This is a genomic window from Marinibium conchae (genome assembly GCF_015595035.1).
Lineage (GTDB): Bacteria > Pseudomonadota > Gammaproteobacteria > Enterobacterales > Alteromonadaceae > Glaciecola.
The window spans coordinates 1,647,246-1,665,617 of the sequence record NZ_JADNRN010000001.1; the positions used below are offsets into that span (position 1 = coordinate 1,647,246).

The 18,372-nt window shown below is 44.0% G+C and carries 19 protein-coding genes; 8 read left to right on the forward strand and 11 right to left on the reverse strand.

Annotation, left to right across the window (positions count from 1 at the left end):
• Nucleotides 1-20: 20 nt before the first annotated feature.
• The 11 genes from purF to ISG33_RS06920 all read right to left on the reverse strand — a co-directional run bounded on the left by purF (nt 21) and on the right by ISG33_RS06920 (nt 10,137).
• Nucleotides 21-1,544 (reverse strand): amidophosphoribosyltransferase, encoded by a 1,524-nt coding sequence (purF, locus tag ISG33_RS06870; protein ID WP_195732742.1) that lies wholly within the window; start codon nt 1,542-1,544, stop codon nt 21-23.
• 12 nt (nt 1,545-1,556) lie between these two features.
• Entirely contained in the window at nt 1,557-2,048 is a 492-nt protein-coding gene (locus ISG33_RS06875; protein ID WP_195732743.1) for a CvpA family protein, read from the reverse strand.
• Between the two features lie 136 nt (nt 2,049-2,184).
• The gene (locus ISG33_RS06880) at nt 2,185-2,925 is read right to left on the reverse strand and encodes an SPOR domain-containing protein (RefSeq protein ID WP_195732744.1); all 741 of its coding nucleotides are present in this window, start codon (nt 2,923-2,925) and stop codon (nt 2,185-2,187) included.
• Between the two features lie 102 nt (nt 2,926-3,027).
• The gene (folC, locus tag ISG33_RS06885; protein ID WP_195732745.1) at nt 3,028-4,365 is read right to left on the reverse strand and encodes a bifunctional tetrahydrofolate synthase/dihydrofolate synthase; all 1,338 of its coding nucleotides are present in this window, start codon (nt 4,363-4,365) and stop codon (nt 3,028-3,030) included.
• 11 nt (nt 4,366-4,376) lie between these two features.
• Complete coding sequence (gene accD / locus ISG33_RS06890) at nt 4,377-5,231, reverse strand: acetyl-CoA carboxylase, carboxyltransferase subunit beta (RefSeq protein ID WP_195732746.1); 855 nt, start codon at nt 5,229-5,231, stop codon at nt 4,377-4,379.
• Between the two features lie 142 nt (nt 5,232-5,373).
• Complete coding sequence (gene truA, locus ISG33_RS06895) at nt 5,374-6,153, reverse strand: tRNA pseudouridine(38-40) synthase TruA (RefSeq protein ID WP_195732747.1); 780 nt, start codon at nt 6,151-6,153, stop codon at nt 5,374-5,376.
• Between the two features lie 30 nt (nt 6,154-6,183).
• Nucleotides 6,184-7,083, reverse strand: coding sequence for a 23S rRNA pseudouridine(2605) synthase RluB (gene rluB / locus ISG33_RS06900; RefSeq protein WP_195732748.1), 900 nt, complete (start codon nt 7,081-7,083; stop codon nt 6,184-6,186).
• Nucleotides 7,084-7,151: 68 nt separating this feature from the next.
• Nucleotides 7,152-7,790, reverse strand: a complete 639-nt coding sequence (gene scpB / locus ISG33_RS06905; RefSeq protein ID WP_195732749.1) for an SMC-Scp complex subunit ScpB — start codon at nt 7,788-7,790, stop codon at nt 7,152-7,154.
• A gap of 38 nt (nt 7,791-7,828) precedes the next feature.
• On the reverse strand, nt 7,829-8,659 hold the full coding sequence (locus ISG33_RS06910; protein ID WP_195732750.1) for a segregation and condensation protein A: 831 nt from the start codon (nt 8,657-8,659) through the stop codon (nt 7,829-7,831).
• On the reverse strand, nt 8,652-9,272 hold the full coding sequence (locus tag ISG33_RS06915; RefSeq protein WP_195732751.1) for an L-threonylcarbamoyladenylate synthase: 621 nt from the start codon (nt 9,270-9,272) through the stop codon (nt 8,652-8,654). Before ISG33_RS06915 ends, ISG33_RS06910 begins: the two co-directional genes overlap by 8 nt.
• A 1-nt stretch (nt 9,273) precedes the next feature.
• The gene (locus ISG33_RS06920; RefSeq protein WP_195732752.1) at nt 9,274-10,137 is read right to left on the reverse strand and encodes a PHP domain-containing protein; all 864 of its coding nucleotides are present in this window, start codon (nt 10,135-10,137) and stop codon (nt 9,274-9,276) included.
• A 609-nt stretch (nt 10,138-10,746) separates the two neighbouring features.
• On the opposite strand from ISG33_RS06920, the gene ISG33_RS06925 reads away from it, so the two are divergent.
• The 8 genes from ISG33_RS06925 to arfB all read left to right on the forward strand — a co-directional run bounded on the left by ISG33_RS06925 (nt 10,747) and on the right by arfB (nt 18,364).
• Nucleotides 10,747-12,321, forward strand: a complete 1,575-nt coding sequence (locus ISG33_RS06925) for an anthranilate synthase component 1 (RefSeq protein ID WP_195732753.1) — start codon at nt 10,747-10,749, stop codon at nt 12,319-12,321.
• 10 nt (nt 12,322-12,331) lie between these two features.
• A complete protein-coding gene (locus tag ISG33_RS06930; protein ID WP_195732754.1) occupies nt 12,332-12,970 on the forward strand; it encodes an aminodeoxychorismate/anthranilate synthase component II in 639 nt (212 codons plus the stop codon).
• 13 nt (nt 12,971-12,983) lie between these two features.
• The gene (trpD, locus tag ISG33_RS06935; protein ID WP_195732755.1) at nt 12,984-14,003 is read left to right on the forward strand and encodes an anthranilate phosphoribosyltransferase; all 1,020 of its coding nucleotides are present in this window, start codon (nt 12,984-12,986) and stop codon (nt 14,001-14,003) included.
• A 4-nt stretch (nt 14,004-14,007) separates the two neighbouring features.
• Nucleotides 14,008-15,444: a bifunctional indole-3-glycerol-phosphate synthase TrpC/phosphoribosylanthranilate isomerase TrpF gene (gene trpCF, locus ISG33_RS06940; protein WP_195732756.1), complete on the forward strand. Its 1,437-nt coding sequence runs from the start codon at nt 14,008-14,010 to the stop codon at nt 15,442-15,444.
• Between the two features lie 99 nt (nt 15,445-15,543).
• On the forward strand, nt 15,544-16,725 hold the full coding sequence (gene trpB / locus ISG33_RS06945; RefSeq protein WP_195732757.1) for a tryptophan synthase subunit beta: 1,182 nt from the start codon (nt 15,544-15,546) through the stop codon (nt 16,723-16,725).
• Nucleotides 16,722-17,537: a tryptophan synthase subunit alpha gene (trpA, locus tag ISG33_RS06950; RefSeq protein ID WP_195732758.1), complete on the forward strand. Its 816-nt coding sequence runs from the start codon at nt 16,722-16,724 to the stop codon at nt 17,535-17,537. The genes trpB and trpA overlap by 4 nt, the downstream gene beginning before the upstream one ends.
• A 24-nt stretch (nt 17,538-17,561) precedes the next feature.
• Nucleotides 17,562-17,861 (forward strand): YciI family protein, encoded by a 300-nt coding sequence (locus ISG33_RS06955; protein ID WP_195732759.1) that lies wholly within the window; start codon nt 17,562-17,564, stop codon nt 17,859-17,861.
• An 86-nt stretch (nt 17,862-17,947) separates the two neighbouring features.
• A complete protein-coding gene (arfB, locus tag ISG33_RS06960; protein WP_195732760.1) occupies nt 17,948-18,364 on the forward strand; it encodes an alternative ribosome rescue aminoacyl-tRNA hydrolase ArfB in 417 nt (138 codons plus the stop codon).
• Nucleotides 18,365-18,372 lie beyond the last annotated feature (8 nt).

An 18,372-nucleotide genomic window follows, 5' to 3' on the forward strand; every position in this document is an offset into this window, starting at 1 on the left:
TAGAATATGTTGACGGTTTTTTAAGCGTTATTACCCATATTGTGCATTTCTAGGTTGCTCAGTTCTTCTTGAATAACGGGCGTTGCCTTTGCTTTTTCACTTCGCGTTTTATCTATCCGTTCAAGATATGCTTGATCAACATCTCCGGTAATATAGCTACCATCAAAGACTGAGGTTTCGAAGGCCGGAATGGCTTGATTCTCTTCTCGAACGGCTTCAACTAAATCTGATATATCCTGGAATATTAAGCCATCGGCTTTTATACAATCAGCAATTTGTTCAATTTCTCTACCATAGGCAATTAGCTCGTTTGCCGATGGCATATCAATACCATACACGTTGGGGAAGCGAATCTCAGGTGCCGCCGAAGCAAAATAGACTTTATTTGCGCCCGATTCTCTGGCCATTTCAATGATCTGCTCAGAGGTTGTTCCTCGAACAATGGAGTCGTCGACCAATAATACATTTTTGTCTTTGAACTCGGAGGAAATCGCATTCAACTTTCGGCGTACAGATTTTCTTCGCTGTGTTTGCCCAGGCATAATAAAGGTTCTGCCAATGTAGCGATTCTTTACAAAGCCTTGGCGGTAGGGTTTATTTAGGGTGTTAGCAATCTGCAGGGCTACGTCCATCGATGTTTCAGGAATTGGAATAACCACATCAATGTCGAGATCAGCCCACTGCGCAGCAATTTTCTCACCCAGCTTACGCCCCATATTTACACGAGAAGCGTAAACACTGATGCCGTCGATGAACGAGTCAGGGCGTGCAAAGTAAACGAATTCAAAAATACAGGGGGTTAAACTTGGGTTTTGCGCGCATTGCTTAGTAAATAGTTCACCGTCTTCATTTACGTAGACGGCTTCTCCTGGCGCGACATCGCGAACAAAGGTAAAACCAACAGAGTCCAAAGCAACACTCTCAGAAGCGACCATGTACTCATCACCGCTTTCTGTTTGACGCTTACCAAGTACTAGAGGGCGAATACCATGGGGGTCTCGAAAGGCAACCATACCATTGCCAATTATTGCTGCAACAACAGCGTATGCACCTCTAATTTTTTGATGAACGGTTTCTACAGCAGCGAATATTTCTTCAGGTTGCACTTCAAAGCTAGCAGCACCCTGTAACGCATGTGCAAAAATATTCAACAATAACTCTGAATCTGACGTGGTATTAATGTGGCGACGGGAAATTCTAAACACTTCATCTTGCAACTCATGCGCGTTAGTTAGGTTACCGTTATGCGCAAAAGCAATGCCAAACGGAGAGTTCACATAAAAAGGTTGCGCTTCGGCTGAGCTTGACGAGCCGGCAGTAGGATAGCGACAATGGCCAATGCCCACATTGCCAGTAAGTCGCTTCATGTGTCGGGTACGAAAAACATCTCGAACAAGGCCGTTCTCTTTGCGCAGATGAAACATACCATCATCAATGGTCATTATCCCCGCGGCATCTTGCCCTCTATGTTGCAATACTGTAAGCGCATCATACAAGTCTTGATTAACTGCGCCACGAGCCACTATTCCAACAATACCACACATAGACTTACCCTTTTATTCACTTGGAGAAAGAAAGCTAGAGCTTTCTTTTACGTATTCAAAAAACCATTCAATGACGACTGAAAATTCAGGCACCAGCACCGATTGAAGCCACCATTCACTATCAGCAAGTGGTGTAAATGTATCTAGGAAGAATAGTAAGGCGCTTACAATGAGTAAGCCTCTTAGGGCGCCAAACACTGCACCCAGTGCACGATCGGTTCCTGAAAGACCGGTCGCCTTAACCAACTGGGAAAATACATAGTTAACCAAGGCGCCAACAATTAGGGTACTCACAAACAATATCGCTATGGCAGTGCCATTTCGAAACAACTCGTCGCTGATGCGGGTAAGATATTGTGCTAATTGAGGGTAAAGTTGACTGGAAACGATGAAGGCGGAAAACCATACTACAAGAGAGATTGCTTCTTTTACAAAGCCGCGGACAATACTAATTACCGCAGACAGAGCAATAATGCCTAGGATGGCAAAATCGAACCAATTCATGAGCGCTGATCTCTATTTATTTTATTCATAAACCTAAGTCTGAATGTCACGTTTTCAAGGATCGTTTTGGTCTAAATTTGCCGCGCATTCTACCAGATGACCTAGCTCTGTCCAATATTAAATAATACTTTATTACTTAATTTGTCGCTATGTCGAAGGTAGTTACTTTACCGCTTAAACCAGTTGTTTGTTTGAGGTGTGGCAAGGCATTATCAAGATTTTCACGCACTAACTCTGGGCCAACAAACACTTTTGTTAACTCGCCGCCACTGGTTCTCACCTTTCTAGAGAAAGCTCGGTAGCCCGCTTTATCGAGTTTTTTGAGTAACTCATTAACATTCTTCTGATTTCCAAAACTACCTAATTGCACAACCCAACCCGTGTCTTTCAACACAGACTCAGGATCACTCTGAACGAGGGTTTGAGTCTCTAAGCTAGTTGGCGTTTCACTAGTTTCGCCCTCATCTGCGGCTTGATTTTGGCTACTTGCTGCTTTCATATTTTTGGCTAGTTGCTCAGTCATGGCAGCTTGTTTATCGGCACTGGCTTGTGACTCTGTCGACTCAGTCGCGTTATTTTGTTCAACTACTTGCGACGCATCAGTGTTTTTATTTGACTTAGCATTTTGCTCTTCATATTCCGCATCAACAGCAGTTTCATTCACTACAACTACATTTCGTCTTGTTGCCTCTGCAACTTTCTCAGCAGGAAAGGCATCTGGTTCGGTCGCACTCAGATTTGTTGTAGAACGCGGGAAATCAACGAAGGTTTCAGTATTCGTCTCTTTCTTCCCGTCCAAGTAATCGGGTAAAAAAATTACGATAACAGCAACAAGTATGATAGTTCCGACTAATCTGTTTTGTAATGCGTTTGACACTTAGTTCACCTTTATCAACGAATTAATTTTTGTATGAGCAATACTCTGCGCTAAGTCGCGGCGTTGAGTAGTATCATAATGCGAGTGAAGTCTTGTCGTAAATTATGCACTAGCATTGAGCTCGAGAACAGCTGCAACGGTTAAAAAAGAGCCTAATACTAGAATTAAATCGCCTGCTTTTGCCTCTGACAAAGCCCCTCTAAAGGCAGCTTCCACACTTTCATAGGCAAGTGTGTCATGAGCATACGGTGTCGCTTTTGCAAAAAGTCCGACACTATTTTGTAAGCGAGCTGCTTGTTCACCGCGTGCTGAGGGAAGGCTCGCACAATACCATGTTGCGTTAACGTCTTTAAATGCAGCTAAGCTCACTTCAATATTTTTGTCCTTAAGCATGCCTACCACTATATGACAAACATCAAAGGAATAGGTTCTTAAAACTTGTCTTAGCTGCACGGCGCTGTCTTCATTATGTGCAACATCAAGCAATACCTCACAATGATTAGTTAATGTGCCACCTGCCATGGATGAGTTATTAGTGATATTGAGAGTATTTTTGGGCCACTTAGTATGACGGCCCAAAACCTGAGTTTGCTCAATGCAAGCTTGAATTTTGTCATCACTCACCAACAATGGCATTTGCGCATGGGTTAAATCACTGATTGCAGAGACTACCGCAAGCGCTGTCGCTACGTTCACCTTTGGAATTTTTGCATTGGCAACACTAAAGCGCTTGTTAGCGAGTTCAACAATTTGTTGTTCTTGATGATAGAAAAAGTCTCGTCCTACTCGTTTTTGCTTTGCTTGCAGCAAGTTAGCATGCTGTAGCATAGACACGGGCGGATTTTTTTCGCCAATTATAACGGGGCGTTGCGCTCTAAAGATGCCCGCCTTTTCGAAACCTATCTTCTCTTTGGTATCACCTAACCACTCTTGATGATCCAAGCCAATACTTGTAATAACAGCAATATCTGCATCAATAACGTTGGTCGCATCTAAGCGTCCGCCTAATCCTACTTCAAGGATCACGACATCTAATGCTTGGCGAGAAAAAATATGCAGCCCCGCGAGTGTGGCAAACTCAAAATATGTCAGCGCTATGTCATTGTTCGAGCGCACACTATTAATGGTGTAAAAGCTCTCACACAGAAGTGCCTCCTGTACTTGACGTCCATTTATTCTGATACGTTCGCAAAAGCTGACTAAATGTGGCGAGCTATACACGCCAACGCTTAATCCGGCTTCTAAGCACACTTGTTCAATAAGAGCACAGGTAGTGCCTTTGCCATTTGTTCCACCAACCGTAATGACGATCTGATCGAGGAAACCAATTTCAAGACGATTAACCATCTCTGCAGTACGAGACAAGCCCATGTCAATTTCCTTAACATGGGCTTGTTCGATATAAGATAGCCAATCAGTTAGACTAGCGTTTTTATGCATGTCGTTTTATTCTAATTTTCCTGCACCGGACGGTGTAATTTAGACAACACAGAGAAAAGCTTATCTCGCATCTCACGACGATCAACAATCATGTCGATAGCACCTTTCTCCAACAAAAACTCACTGCGTTGAAATCCTTCTGGTAAAGTTTCGCGCACGGTTTGTTCAATAACTCTCGGGCCAGCAAAGCCAATAAGTGCTTTCGGCTCAGCCACGTTTACATCGCCAAGCATGGCTAGACTGGCGGACACACCGCCCATAGTTGGATCGGTTAGTACCGAGATATATGGCAGACCTTGTTTGCTCATTTTGGCTAAGGCCGCACTCGTTTTTGCCATTTGCATTAACGACAGCAGTGCCTCTTGCATACGAGCACCACCACTGGTTGAAAAGCAAATAAGCGGCGTGTTGTCTTTCAGGCAGGCATTTACCGCCTCAACAAAACGAGCCCCTACAACAGAAGCCATTGAACCGCCCATGAAGGCAAATTCAAAACACGCAACCACAACAGGCATGCCGTTGAGTTTACCCTTCATCACCACGAGAGCATCTTTTTCATTCGTCGCTTTTTGCGCTGCGGTTATGCGATCTTTGTACTTTTTACTGTCTTTGAATTTCAAGACATCTTGAGGTTCAAACTCGGCACCAAGTTCTTCTCTGTCAGTAGCATCAAGAAAAGCATTGATACGAGCTCTTGCGCTTATACGCATATGATGATCGCATTTTGGACAAACTTCTTGCAGCTTCTCTAACTCAGTTTTGTATAGCACTGCATTACAGGAACCGCATTTTGTCCAAATCCCCTCTGGTACATTGCTCTTCGTAGACGATTGTGTGCGTGGAAGTATTCTTTCAATCCAGCTCATGAAACATTCCTATTGTTATTAATTCTTGTGCAGACCGACCGTGTTGCACTTTTATGACAGCATTAAATCACAAAACCATGGAATCACGAAAGTAAAACTGGTCTAAGAAGTGTTTTCACCGCACTTCATAGCGCGAATGTGTTTACAAAAATATCGGGCCAAATGGACTTTTGGGTATCGCAAACTCTTCTGGATAGCTTACATCAACGAGATAAAGACCATTTGGTTGAGCAGTTGCCCCTGCCACTTTCCTGTCTCTCGCTTCCAGAGTTTCTTGCATCCACTCTACGCTGCACTCTCCTGTGCCAACCTTTACAAGAGAACCGACTAGGTTTCTAACCATGTGATGCAGAAATGCATTTGCGGCGACTTCCAGCACGACATAATCACCTTTACGAGTAACGCTTATTTCCGACAAGGTTCTCACTGGCGAATGAGACTGGCAACTTACCGCTCGAAATGACGTAAAGTCGTGCTCACCGACCAAACACTGCGCCGCGCGGTGCATTCTGTCGACATCAAGCGGGTAATAAATGTGAGTAATTCCAGCATTGAGAATCGCTGGGCGAAGTGCATGATTATAAATAATGTAGCGATAACGTCGCGAACGTGCTGAAAAGCGTGCATGAAATTCGTCACTTGTGACTTTTGCCCACTTCACCCCTATGTTTTTAGCAAGGTGCGTATTCACGCCTCTTGTCCATGCTCTTATCGGACGCTGAACGTCGGTATCGAAATGCACAACTTGATAAGTGGCGTGCACGCCTGCGTCGGTGCGACCAGCACAGGTAACCGAAATGGGTTCCAGTGCTATTTTTTGCAAAGCTTCTTCAAGATTTTGTTGAACACTAACAAAACTATTTTGACGCTGCCAGCCGTGGTAGCAGCTGCCGTCATACTCAATGCCCATGGCGATTCGCATTTGTGGTGGACTTCCTAATCTATTCTTTATTTAACGTTTATTGCGTGAACTGGCCACGTTTCTGCGACTATGCCCCGCTTTGTTCAATTTATGCTTTTTCACTGATCTGCGCATCCGGCTGATACGTGCATGATCAAGCTTATCTTCTTTTGTCTTGATATTGCTCTCAGTTTCTTTGGGTAACTGCACGACCTTGCGCAACTCATTTACCCGCGCTAAGTCTAGCTCTATCCAAGCGCCCTGGGGTAAACGTTTTTGCAACTCCAAATTACCATAACGCACTCTAATTAGGCGACTGACTTGTACACCTTGAGATTCCCATAAACGCCTCACTTCACGGTTCCTGCCTTCCGACAAGGTCACATCAAACCACTGATTTAGACTCTCATCGTCCGTAGGGCGAACATGTATATTGGTAAATTTAGCGACACCATCTTCAAGCTCAACACCTTTTTGAAGCGTTCGCAGCATTGCAGGTGTCACTTCGCCAAAAACACGCACTGCATACTCACGTTCAATTTCATGTCGAGGATGCATCAAGCGATTGGCCAGTTCACCGTCGTTGGTAAAAAATAACAAACCACTGGTGTTGATATCAAGTCGTCCAACGGCAATCCAGCGGTCATTTTGAATTATTGGTAGTCGGTCAAATACTGTCGCTCGCCCTTCTGGATCGTTGCGCGAACAGAGTTCACCCTCAGGTTTGTTGTACATCAAAACCCGACAGGCTGACTTTTCTTTATTACGAGACACTACCTGCCCATCAACTCGCAGTTGATCAGTAGGAGCAACGCGGTCACCTAGAGTGGCAACTTTGCCGTTTACAGAAATTCGGCCCTCTTCAATCCATCGTTCCATTTCTCTTCTGGAACCTACCCCATTATTGGCGAGGACTTTTTGTAACTTTTCGGTTTCTTGACTATCCGTCATTTTCTATTCACTGTATGTGGGTTATTACTAAATAACCATATTGATATAGCTGCTCATGTCACGATGAATCAATGCAACTGTTCGTTTTCGGTTGACGTGTTTTTGGGCACCTCACCTTGCTCTTGTTCGTGCTGATTACTTTCTGAGTCGGCTGCATCCATTGCTTGCTGAAGACTTTCTTCAAACATATCTGCAGACGGTAACTCAGCTAAACTGCTAAGCGAAAAATAATCCAAAAATACTTTTGTTGTAGCGAGGAGCGCTGGCCTTCCGGGCACCTCTTTATGGCCAATAACTTTAACCCACCCGCGTTCGCTCAATGACTTTACGATGTTGCTACTTACAGCAACACCTCTAATCTCTTCAATTTCACCACGTGTTATTGGCTGTCGATATGCAATTAACGCAAGCGTTTCTAGCATCGCTCTGCTATATTTCGGCGCGTTTTCCTGCCAAAGCTTCGACAGTACTAAACCTAAACTCTCATCAGATTGAAATCGATAACCTGAAGCGACCTTAATCAAACGAATACCTCGGTTCGAATAATCTTCTTCAAGCTGCTTTAGTATCTTATTTAGCTGCTGAGTGCTAACACTAAAGTCGCTTAGGAAGCTGCTTTTCATAGCATCGATATTCAATGGCGCATCGGCAACAAAAATAGCTGCTTCAACGAGGTTCTTCAGTTGATTATCGTTTACTTTTTGCATATTTTTTTAGCTCAACTCAGTAGCCTAAAATCTCAGGCTTAAACCTGATTATCGATATCCGGATATTGTACTTCACCAAGCTTCACATGAATGCCGGTAAAGGGAGCTTCCTGTGAACAAACTATTAAGCCAGCCTTCACGAGCTCCAAAATAGCAATAAAGGTTACTACCACACCTGACTTTCCTTGAGAAGGATCAAGTAAGGTGCTGATGTCTGTATATACCTCCGAATTTAGCAATTGTAACAGATGGGTCATCCTCTCACGAGTTGATAATGCTTCTTTTTCAATCTGATGATGTTCAAAAGCCTCGGCACGTTGCATTGCCAATTGGAATGCAAAGGCAATATCCTGCAGGCTCACCTTAGGCAAGTGTTTAATAGGCTGAACATTTTCACTCGTTTGCGCAAGCGCAACGAATGTATCTCTATCAATGCGAGGGGCAGCATCAAGCTGTTCTGCAGCCACTTTGATTTGTTCATATTCTTTAAGCCGGCGAATAAGCTCTGCACGCGGGTCGTCTTCTTCGTCGACCGAGTCATCGTGCTTTGGTAGCAAAAGACGCGATTTTATTTCCGCAAGCATGGCAGCCATAAGTAAATATTCACCCGCTAGCTCAAGTTTGAGTTCAGTCATCACCTCAACATATTCCATATATTGTTTGGTAATTTGCAGAACGGGTAACTCAACAATATCGAATTTTTGTCGACGAATAAGATACAACAACAGATCGAGTGGTCCCTCGAAGCTATCGAGAATGACTTCCAATGCATCGGGGGGAATGTAGAGATCTTCAGGTTTTTCAACAAGCGCCTCACCATTCACAAAAGCAAGAGCTAAGGCTTGTTGTTCTTTTATTTGCTTAGTCAAAAGGCGTTACGTCACCACTACCCACGCGTATAACTTCGGTACCACCTTCAGACATATCAATGACGGTCGTCGGTTCTTCCCCTAAATATCCACCATGAATGATAAGCCCAACTAATTTTTCAAGTTTGTCTCGAATCTCGTCGGGATCAGTTTCTGCCATCGACTGCTTAGGCAGAATGAGCGTCGTGGACATGAGTGGTTCGCCCAATTCTTCAAGTATCGCCAAAGCAATAGTATTGTCAGGCACTCGAATACCAATTGTTTTACGTTTGGGGTTTTGTAAGCGTTTGGGCACCTCTTTTGTTGCTTTAAGGATAAAGGTATAGGGCCCTGGTGTATTGTTTTTGATTTGCCTAAATGCCGTGTTGTCTACTCTTGCATAGACCGACAGTTCTGACATATCTCGGCACATCAGGGTAAAGTTGTGCTCCTTACCAATATCGCGAATACGGCATATTTGCTCAAGTGCACGTTTATTTTCCATTTGGCAGCCAATAGCATAGCCAGAGTCAGTTGGGTAAACGATTACCTCACCCGCATTAATAATTTCACATGCTTGTTTTACGAGTCTTGCTTGTGGATTATCTGGGTGTATATAAAAAAATTGGCTCATACTATCCTCGATTGAGCAATGGGGCTTGATTCATTATAGTCCAATCATGATATACGGGTACAACTGTTTCAGGAAGTTCTAAACGCCGCCCTAACTCTGTAAATCGACTAGGGAAATGAAAGTCCGACCCTGCAGACGCCATTAACTTGTTATCAGTCATCATTTCTTGTAACAAGCGTTTGGTATCAGCAGCCATGTTTGGATGGGTTATTTCCATGGCATCCCCTCCTAAATTTGAAAATTCAGCTACCAAACGTCTGAGCCACTTAGTGGTCATGTCATAATGAGATGGATGCGCAAGCACAGCTCTCCCACCAGCATCGTGAATCCATTTAATCGCCTCTTCAATGCTTATCCATCTGGGCGCCGCGTGTGCTTTTTTGTTCTTTCCAAGAAATTTTGAAAAAGCTTGCTGGGCTTTGTCGACTGCTCCCCGCTCAACTAATGCTTTGGCTATGTGATTTCTCGATATTTGTGCGCCATCCGCATAGCTTAAGGCAAGATCGTAGATGCCCGGGTACCCGCATTTAGTCAACTTTTCGCAGATACGTTTAGCTCTTGAATCTCGCTCCTGCAACTGCTGCGTGAGCCTTTGCTGAAACTCAGTATCTTGAATATCAAGCCCCAAACCGACGATGTGAATATCAAAGCCGTGCCAAGAGGTTGACAACTCAACACCAGCCACAATGTGAATAGCAATATTTTCTGACTGGGCATAATCTCTAGCGACTTGTATACCCGCTACTGTGTCGTGGTCAGTTATCGCAAGCACGTCAACTTGCATTTGTTGAGCTCGCTGAACTAGCTCTATTGGCGTTAGAGCACCATCGGACGATGTGGTGTGGCTATGTAAATCTATTTTCAAGGTAATAGTCTTATGTTTAGGGTATGGCTTATAACATTTAAAAAGCGTTAATAGCTTGACACAGAGGCCAAATTGTTTTCTCCTATGCAGTATAAACAAATCGGCAGAACATAGATACACGCGAAGAAATACACGAAGATACGCAAAGCGACACACATCATCGGACTCGCGAGCGTTCCCCCTCAGACGGGCGCGTAAATTCTGAGATAAATATGAAAGTTAATACGAAGGCAAGTGTGAATGCTCAACATTGTCTTGAGTTAAGCCTGAGAGAGAATTCCTATAATAATTCATAGGACTCAATCAAATTGCATAGGCAAAGAAGTACTTAACAACGAAGCACTTCACAAAGAACTACTTAAGAAAGAACTACAAAAAAGAATTACTTAAAGAGAACAATGAAGATGAACACAGCAGCGCAACGCAATATTCTTACCATTTGGTGGTGGCACAAGCTCGATTAGGGCCTGTGGGAGCGTGTTCGTTTCACAGAATAAGGCCCGTTTATCGGGCTTTTTTTTTGATTAATTTTTAAGTACACAGTACACCATAGCCACTGAACTGAAAGTTAGTAAATTACAAACAAATAGAAAATAAGAGATATAAAACATGAGTTTAGCCGATTTAGGAATGCAAGCAGGTCAAGTTGAGAGCATCATCATTGATGCCCCCTACATCAAAGACCCTTTGCTTGCGTATCAAGCCTTAGGAAAAGAAAATAGCCTGTTGCTAGAATCGGCTGAAATCGACAGTAAAGCTAACTTGAAAAGCCTTCTATTGATTGACGCTGCGCTAAGAATAGAATGCAATGATCAAAGCGTTACGATTACAGCACTCACCAGCAATGGGCATTCAGTATTCCCCATTATCAGAACGGCCTTAGAAGCGTTTCAGTCTGTTCAAGAAGTTGCTAACAATAGTATGCGCTTTGAGTTTCCGGCTCTTCAAGACAACCTAGATGAAGATGAAAGGCTGAAGCAAGCTAGCGTTTTCGACGTGCTTCGCGTTATTACGAACAACATCCAAGCCTTACGAGATCACCCTAATGCGCTCTTCCTTGGCGGCGTATTTTCCTACGATTTATTAGGAACATTCGAAACACTGCCAGAAGCCTCATTTGGCGATAATAACTGCCCAGAATATGTGTTCTACCTAGCAGAAAGCCTAGCTTTAATCGACCATCAACATAAAACGACGCAGTTAATAGGCTCGGTGTTTAGCGGTGAATTAGTTGCCCAACACTATTTTAGCGTGCATCAGCGTATAGAGCAGATAAAGGGTCAATTAGGCAGTTTGCCCGAAGAGATTACCGCAGCACAGAAGGTCGACAATATAGCGGTACAGGTTGATAAGTCTGATGAAGAATACTGCAAAGATGTTGAAGCACTAAAGGAAAACATTCTTGACGGCGATATATTTCAGGTTGTGCCATCGCGCTCATTTGCAGTGCCATGCCCTTCTCCACTGGCCGCTTATCAGGAATTGAAAAAACAAAACCCCTCTCCCTACATGTTTTACCTGAACGACCAAGATTTCACTATGTTTGGTGCATCCCCCGAGTCGGCACTCAAATACGAAAAACACAGCAACGTGGTAGAAGTGTATCCGATTGCTGGGACTCGCCCACGAGGTAAAAATAAGGACGGCAGCATAGACTTTGATATGGATAGTCGTTTAGAGCTCAATTTACGCCAAGACGAAAAAGAAAAGTCAGAACATATAATGCTTGTCGACCTTGCCCGTAACGACGTTGCAAAGGTGAGTGAGCCAGGTACTCGTCATGTAAAAGACCTTTTAAAAGTTGACCGTTACTCGCATGTGATGCATTTAGTATCACGTGTGGTAGGTAAGCTACGAGCTGATCTCGATGCCCTGCACGCCTATCAAGCTTGCATGAACATGGGCACCTTAGTAGGCGCACCGAAAGTGAGCGCAGCATCTCTTATTCGCGAAGTAGAAAAGCAAAAACGAGGTAGCTACGGTGGTGCCGTGGGTTATATTAACGGAAATGGTGACATGGATACCTGCATCGTTATTCGCTCCGCGTTTGTGCGGTTGAATACCGCTTATATTCAGGCCGGTGCAGGTGTTGTAAACGACTCGATCCCGCAGTCTGAAGCAGACGAAACAAGAGCCAAAGCCCAAGCTGTGATTTCAGCTATTATTTCGGCACATAGCAAGTAGGACTGCATTCATGAAGAATATCAATTTAGTACTAATAGATAATGTTGATTCATTTACCTATAACTTGGTAGATGAAATACGTAATCTTGGCCTCAACATGATCATATATCGTAATACTGTTGATACCGAGACTGTGCTTGCTAAGTTAGCTGAATTCGAGGCAAAGGGACCGACGATACTCATGCTATCTCCTGGTCCAGGAGCCCCTAGCAATGCCGGCTGCATGCCCGAGTTAATTCAAAAAGTAAAAGGTAAATTTCCAGTCATTGGGATTTGCTTGGGCCATCAGGCTATTGTTGAAGCTTATGGCGGTAAAGTCGCTAGAGCACCTTATGTCATGCACGGTAAATCATCACAGATGACGTACATCAAAAATGAACAAACCTTAGAAATTTTTGATGGCTTGAGTAATCCACTCTCAATCGCTCGTTATCACTCACTCGTTGCTCAGGAAACACCAACTGAGCTTACGACTATTGCCACAATTGATAACTTGGTAATGGCCGTGTTGCATGAACAGGATCGCATGCTAGGGTTTCAGTTTCACCCCGAATCAATTCTCACCTGTGACGGCAGTAAATTATTGATGCAAAGTATTGCATATTTGGTGCAAGATCCTCGTGATAAAAAACAAAGACCGACAACATAGATAGGATATCCACATGACAGTAAATACCATACTTAATGACTGCTTGGACAAACTCTACACACAAGACTCTCTGAGTTTCGTTGAAGCTGAGTCTATTTTTGACAGTGTCATGAAAGGTGACCTTAGTGAAATTGAGTTAACGGCTTTATTAATTGCGCTGAAGATTAAAACCGAGAGCATTGATGAGATTGCCGGTGCTGCATCCGCGATGGTTAATAATGCGAGTGCATTTCCTCGCCCCGACTACGCCTTTAGCGATATCGTCGGTACAGGTGGCGATGGTCATAATACAATTAACGTATCAAGTGCAGCAGCAGTAGTTGCCGCCAGTTGTGGTGTAAAAGTGGCAAAGCACGGTAACCGAAGTGTGTCGAGTAAATCAGGTTCTTCCGATCTTTTTGCGGCCTTTGGATTGCAGCTCGACATGTCTCCTTTACAAGCAAGAAAATGTCTCGACGAAGCTAATTTGTGCTTTTTGGCTGCACCTTCGTATCACTCAGGTGTGAGGCACGCGATGCCAGTGCGCTTAGCACTTAAAACACGCACTTTGTTCAATATTTTGGGGCCTTTGGCGAACCCTTCGAAGCCAACACATAGTGTGTTAGGTGTATATACTCCGGCACTGCTCGATACTTATGCGCAAACATTGGTGAAACTGGGGCATCAACATGCTTTCGTAATTCATGGTAGTGGTTTGGACGAGCTGGCTTTGCATGGCCCAAGCCAAATTGTGGCTGTTGAGAAAGGACACATTTCTCACATGGAAGTCAGGCCAGAGGACTTTGGGCTGAAAAGCTATCCATTAAGAGATATTGAAGGAGGCTTGCCCGATGAGAATAAGGCGTTAATTGCTGACGTTTTCAACGGTGAAGGAAAAGCAGCGCATACAGCAGCTATTGCAATGAATGCAGCAGCACTTATAAAACTAAATGGGCTTGCCATTTCTTTTAAAGAAGCCTGCGAAATGGCAATGAGCTCAATCAGCAGTGGTAATCCAATGTTAACCATCGAAAAAGCAGCAGGGATAAGGTAGGCGAATGGCAAATAACGTATTAGAGCAAATAGTTGAAGATAAAATCGCGGAAGTGGCAGTGCGTAAGCAGGAATTTCCACTTTCCGCCTTCATCGATAAATTAAAGCCGTGTGAAAAAGACTTCTATGCGGCACTTGCTGCCCCGAATGCGAGTTTCATTTTAGAGTGCAAAAAAGCATCTCCGTCGAAAGGCTTGATTAGAGAAAACTTCAATCTTGACGAAATAATCAACGCTTACGCACCTCACGCAGCGTGTTTTTCGGTGCTTACAGATGAAAAATATTTTCAAGGAAAGTTTGAATACCTTGATTATGTGACGTCGAAGGTAAATCAGCCGGTTATTAACAAAGATTTTTTTGTAGATGAATATCAAATATATTTAGCTCGTTATCACAATGCCGACGCTGTTTTATTGATGCTTTCTGTGCTCGACGACAAACAATATGAAATACTTAACGACCTTACTCACAGCCTAAACATGCATGTACTTACCGAGGTGAGTAACGAAGAGGAAGTTGAGAGAGCATTAGCCTTAGGTGCTAATATCATCGGTATCAACAATCGCAATCTACGTGATTTAAGCACCGACCTCGCTACCACTGAACGATTGGTACCGCTCATCAAAAGCGCGGGCTTTGAGGGGGTTATTCTATCTGAGTCAGGCATATATAAGCACAGCGAAATACAGCGTTTATCGCCGCTAGTAGATGGTTTCCTGGTAGGCAGTGCGCTGATGGCCGAGGACAATTTGGTTAACGCAGTCGAAAAACTAGTATTTGGTGAAGTAAAAATCTGCGGTATCAATTCACTCAAAAACGCAGAAATTGTTGCTGCAACGCCAGCGAGTTACATGGGTCTGATTTTCGCAACAAAATCACCTCGTTTTGTGTCATTGGAAGAAGCCACTAATATTGCTAACTTTGTTCATCAGCATAGCTCCAAGCGCTTGGTAGGTGTGTTTGTTGACCACCCTATTGAAATAGTCGCAGAATACGCAAGAAAACTGTCACTAGCGGCGGTGCAATTACACGGAAATGAATCTGAAAGTTACCACAACACACTCAGAACAGCATTGCCGCCAAACTGTGAGCTATGGTCAGTAATTGGCGTGAAACAAAAGCATAAATTTGAAGAAAGCACCAGTGCAGAGCTCACTCAGGAAGTCGCTGACGCAGCGACAAGGTCCGATCGTGTTTTACTTGATTGCAAAGTGGGCCAGCAACTGGGAGGCACTGGCGTTAATTTTGATTGGCGATTGTTAGAGAATGTGCCTCATAAACACAAATTAGTGCTAGCCGGCGGCTTATGTTCAAACAACATAAACGACGCAAGAGACACTGGCGTGGGCATTCTCGATGTGAACTCTGGAGTGGAGGACGCGCCAGCAGAAAAATCTGCAATGAAACTCGAGCAAGTTTTCACGAACCTGAGAAATTACTAAAAGAATTAAAACAAATTGAGGCGGTAAATTTGGCGAAATAAACGCCGAATTGCGCCAATACGAAATTAAATAGCATTAAGCAATTAAGAGCGAGTAGTTATGAATAATTTAGAGAGTAAATTTGGTGAGTTTGGGGGTATGTATGTACCAGAACTTCTTATCCCAGCGCTCGACCAGTTAGAGCAAGCCTTTCTTGACGCCAAGAAAGATCCCGAGTTTCAAAAAGAATTTATGGGCTTGTTAAAAGACTATGCGGGTCGTCCAACAGCGATGACATTGTCGCGCAACTTAGTATCAAACCCCAAGGTGAAGTTGTATTTAAAGCGCGAGGATCTACTTCATGGCGGCGCACACAAAACTAACCAAGTATTGGGCCAAGCCTTGCTTACCAAGCGCATGGGGAAAACTGAAGTTATTGCTGAAACAGGTGCTGGTCAGCACGGTGTTGCCACCGCTTTAGCTTGCGCATTGTTAGGTCTAAAAGCGCGTATTTACATGGGTGCGAAAGACGTTGAAAGACAATCTCCCAATGTATTCAGGATGAGATTAATGGGAGCTGAAGTTATCCCCGTCGACTCAGGCTCAGGCACACTCAAGGATGCCGTTAATGAAGCAATGCGCGATTGGTCAGCTAACTATGACAAAGCGCATTACTTGTTAGGTACTGCTGCGGGGCCTCACCCTTTCCCCACCATTGTGCGTGAATATCACCGCATGATTGGTGAAGAAACTCGTGCGCAGATTATGGAAAAAGAGGGTCGTTTGCCTGATGCAGTTGTAGCTTGCGTAGGTGGCGGTTCAAATGCGATTGGCATGTTTGCCGACTTTATCGACGAGCCAAGCGTCCGTCTTGTGGGCGTGGAGCCTGCAGGTAAAGGTGTTCATACTAAAGAACACGGTGCCACAATTGTTACCGGTACAAAAGGTATCCTACACGGTGCTTATACCTTCATTATGCAAGATAAAGATGGCCAAATTGAAGAGTCCTATTCCGTATCTGCTGGTTTAGACTACCCCGCAGTGGGCCCTCAACATGCATTTTTGGCGGAAACGGGTAGAGCTGAGTATCACGCCGTCACTGACGAAGAAGCGCTCAATGCCTTCCAATTACTAGCCAAAAAAGAAGGTATTATACCGGCACTAGAATCTTCGCATGCGCTTGCTCACGCGCTCAACATGGCAGACGAAGCAACAGAAGAAACAATTATTGTGCTGAACCTCTCTGGGCGAGGTGATAAGGACTTAGCTCACGTTACGAGTATTTTAGGAGACAAACTATGAGCACAACCAGATATGCAGATATGTTCTCAAGTTTAACGACCAAAAAGCAAGGTGCGTTTGTGCCATTCGTTATGATTGGCGACCCAAATAAAGATGAATCCTTAGCCATTATCGATCAATTGGTCAAAAGTGGCGCGGACGCGCTAGAGTTAGGAATACCCTACTCTGACCCTATTGCTGATGGTCCAACCATTCAGAAAGCTAGTATCAGAGCCCTAGGCTCAGGTATTCGCACCCAAGATTGTTTTGATATTTTAACTGAGATACGCGCGAAGCATCCCAACGTGCCAATTGGCTTATTGCTTTACAGTAACTTGGTACTGGCAAATGGTATCGACACTTTTTATCAAAAAGCCTCAGCCGCTGGTGTCGACAGCATACTGATTGCCGACGTTCCGCTTCGAGAAGCTGACCGCTTTATCACTATTGCTAAAGCAAACAATATTCAACAGATACTTATTGCTCCGCCTAACGCATCTGATGAAACCTTAGCCGCAATTGGCGAAAAATCTGATGGCTACACTTACCTGCTTGGCAGATCTGGAGTCACAGGAGCAGAAACCGCTGTCGAAATTCCAGCGTCTGCACTTATCGACAAGCTTACCCAATATGAAGTAGCTCCGCCTTTGCTTGGTTTTGGTATTTCCACACCAGAACAGGTAAAAAATGCCATAGAATCGGGGGCGGCTGGCGCTATTTCTGGCTCTGCTACGGTGAACCTCATTGAGCAAAACCTCAGTAAGCCAGAGGATATGCTACAAGCACTTGGTGAATTTGTCGCAAAAATGAAAGCGGCAACGCAACTCGATTAACTAGTAATTAAGGACGATAATATTATGTGGTACATGATTTATGCAGAAGATGTCGCCGATAGTCTAGACATTCGAATGGCTGCACGCCCCGCTCATTTAAAGAGAATTCAAACATTGGTTGATGATGGCAGAATCCTCGTCGCAGGTCCGACTCCAGCAGTAGACAACGAAGATCCGGGGGCTGCAGGTTTCACTGGTTCGCTCATTATAGCGCAATTTGACTCTCTTGAAGACGCGACTGCATGGGCAAACACCGACCCTTACGTAGAGGCAGGTGTTTTTAAATCGGTAATTGTTAAACCTTACAAAAAAGTACTGCCATAACACTTCCTTCATTTTCTGCGCTAGTCATTAGTGGGTTTGCTGTAAAAAATGCATCAAACCCGCTATTTGCATGATAGTATTTTACTATGACAATTTTTATCAATCACATTATTAGCCTAGATGAAGCTGAAATAGAGCTTTCGGCCACGCGCTCACAAGGCGCTGGCGGTCAACATGTCAATAAAGTCGCTACCGCGATTTATCTGCGCTTCGACATCAAAGCATCCTCATTATCTGATCACCTTAAATCCAAGTTACTTGCAACGAACGATAGTCGGATTACCAGCGAAGGCGTGCTTGTCATTCGCGCTCAAAATCATCGAACTCAAGAACACAATAAACGAGATGCGATCGCTCGTTTAAAAGCTTTTATTCTGGAAGCGAGTTATGAGAAGCCGAAAAGGAAAGCGACTAAACCATCACGATCTTCGCAACGAAAAAGGCTAGACAGTAAAACAAAAAGCGGGATACAAAAGCAACTTCGTAAAAAAATCGACTTTTAAGGATGCCT

What these genes read in the sequence shown, in the direction of transcription:
- trpCF (WP_195732756.1), top strand. Translation starts at nt 14,008, where the DNA reads ATGGCAAATAACGTATTAGAGCAAATAGTTGAAGATAAAATCGCGGAA.
- purF (WP_195732742.1), bottom strand. Translation starts at nt 1,544, where the DNA reads ATGTGTGGTATTGTTGGAATAGTGGCTCGTGGCGCAGTTAATCAAGAC.
- accD (WP_195732746.1), bottom strand. Translation starts at nt 5,231, where the DNA reads ATGAGCTGGATTGAAAGAATACTTCCACGCACACAATCGTCTACGAAG.
- arfB (WP_195732760.1), top strand. Translation starts at nt 17,948, where the DNA reads ATGACAATTTTTATCAATCACATTATTAGCCTAGATGAAGCTGAAATA.
- ISG33_RS06875 (WP_195732743.1), bottom strand. Translation starts at nt 2,048, where the DNA reads ATGAATTGGTTCGATTTTGCCATCCTAGGCATTATTGCTCTGTCTGCG.
- scpB (WP_195732749.1), bottom strand. Translation starts at nt 7,790, where the DNA reads ATGCAAAAAGTAAACGATAATCAACTGAAGAACCTCGTTGAAGCAGCT.
- trpA (WP_195732758.1), top strand. Translation starts at nt 16,722, where the DNA reads ATGAGCACAACCAGATATGCAGATATGTTCTCAAGTTTAACGACCAAA.
- trpB (WP_195732757.1), top strand. Translation starts at nt 15,544, where the DNA reads ATGAATAATTTAGAGAGTAAATTTGGTGAGTTTGGGGGTATGTATGTA.
- trpD (WP_195732755.1), top strand. Translation starts at nt 12,984, where the DNA reads ATGACAGTAAATACCATACTTAATGACTGCTTGGACAAACTCTACACA.
- ISG33_RS06930 (WP_195732754.1), top strand. Translation starts at nt 12,332, where the DNA reads ATGAAGAATATCAATTTAGTACTAATAGATAATGTTGATTCATTTACC.
- ISG33_RS06925 (WP_195732753.1), top strand. Translation starts at nt 10,747, where the DNA reads ATGAGTTTAGCCGATTTAGGAATGCAAGCAGGTCAAGTTGAGAGCATC.
- rluB (WP_195732748.1), bottom strand. Translation starts at nt 7,083, where the DNA reads ATGACGGATAGTCAAGAAACCGAAAAGTTACAAAAAGTCCTCGCCAAT.
- truA (WP_195732747.1), bottom strand. Translation starts at nt 6,153, where the DNA reads ATGCGAATCGCCATGGGCATTGAGTATGACGGCAGCTGCTACCACGGC.
- ISG33_RS06915 (WP_195732751.1), bottom strand. Translation starts at nt 9,272, where the DNA reads ATGAGCCAATTTTTTTATATACACCCAGATAATCCACAAGCAAGACTC.
- ISG33_RS06955 (WP_195732759.1), top strand. Translation starts at nt 17,562, where the DNA reads ATGTGGTACATGATTTATGCAGAAGATGTCGCCGATAGTCTAGACATT.
- folC (WP_195732745.1), bottom strand. Translation starts at nt 4,365, where the DNA reads ATGCATAAAAACGCTAGTCTAACTGATTGGCTATCTTATATCGAACAA.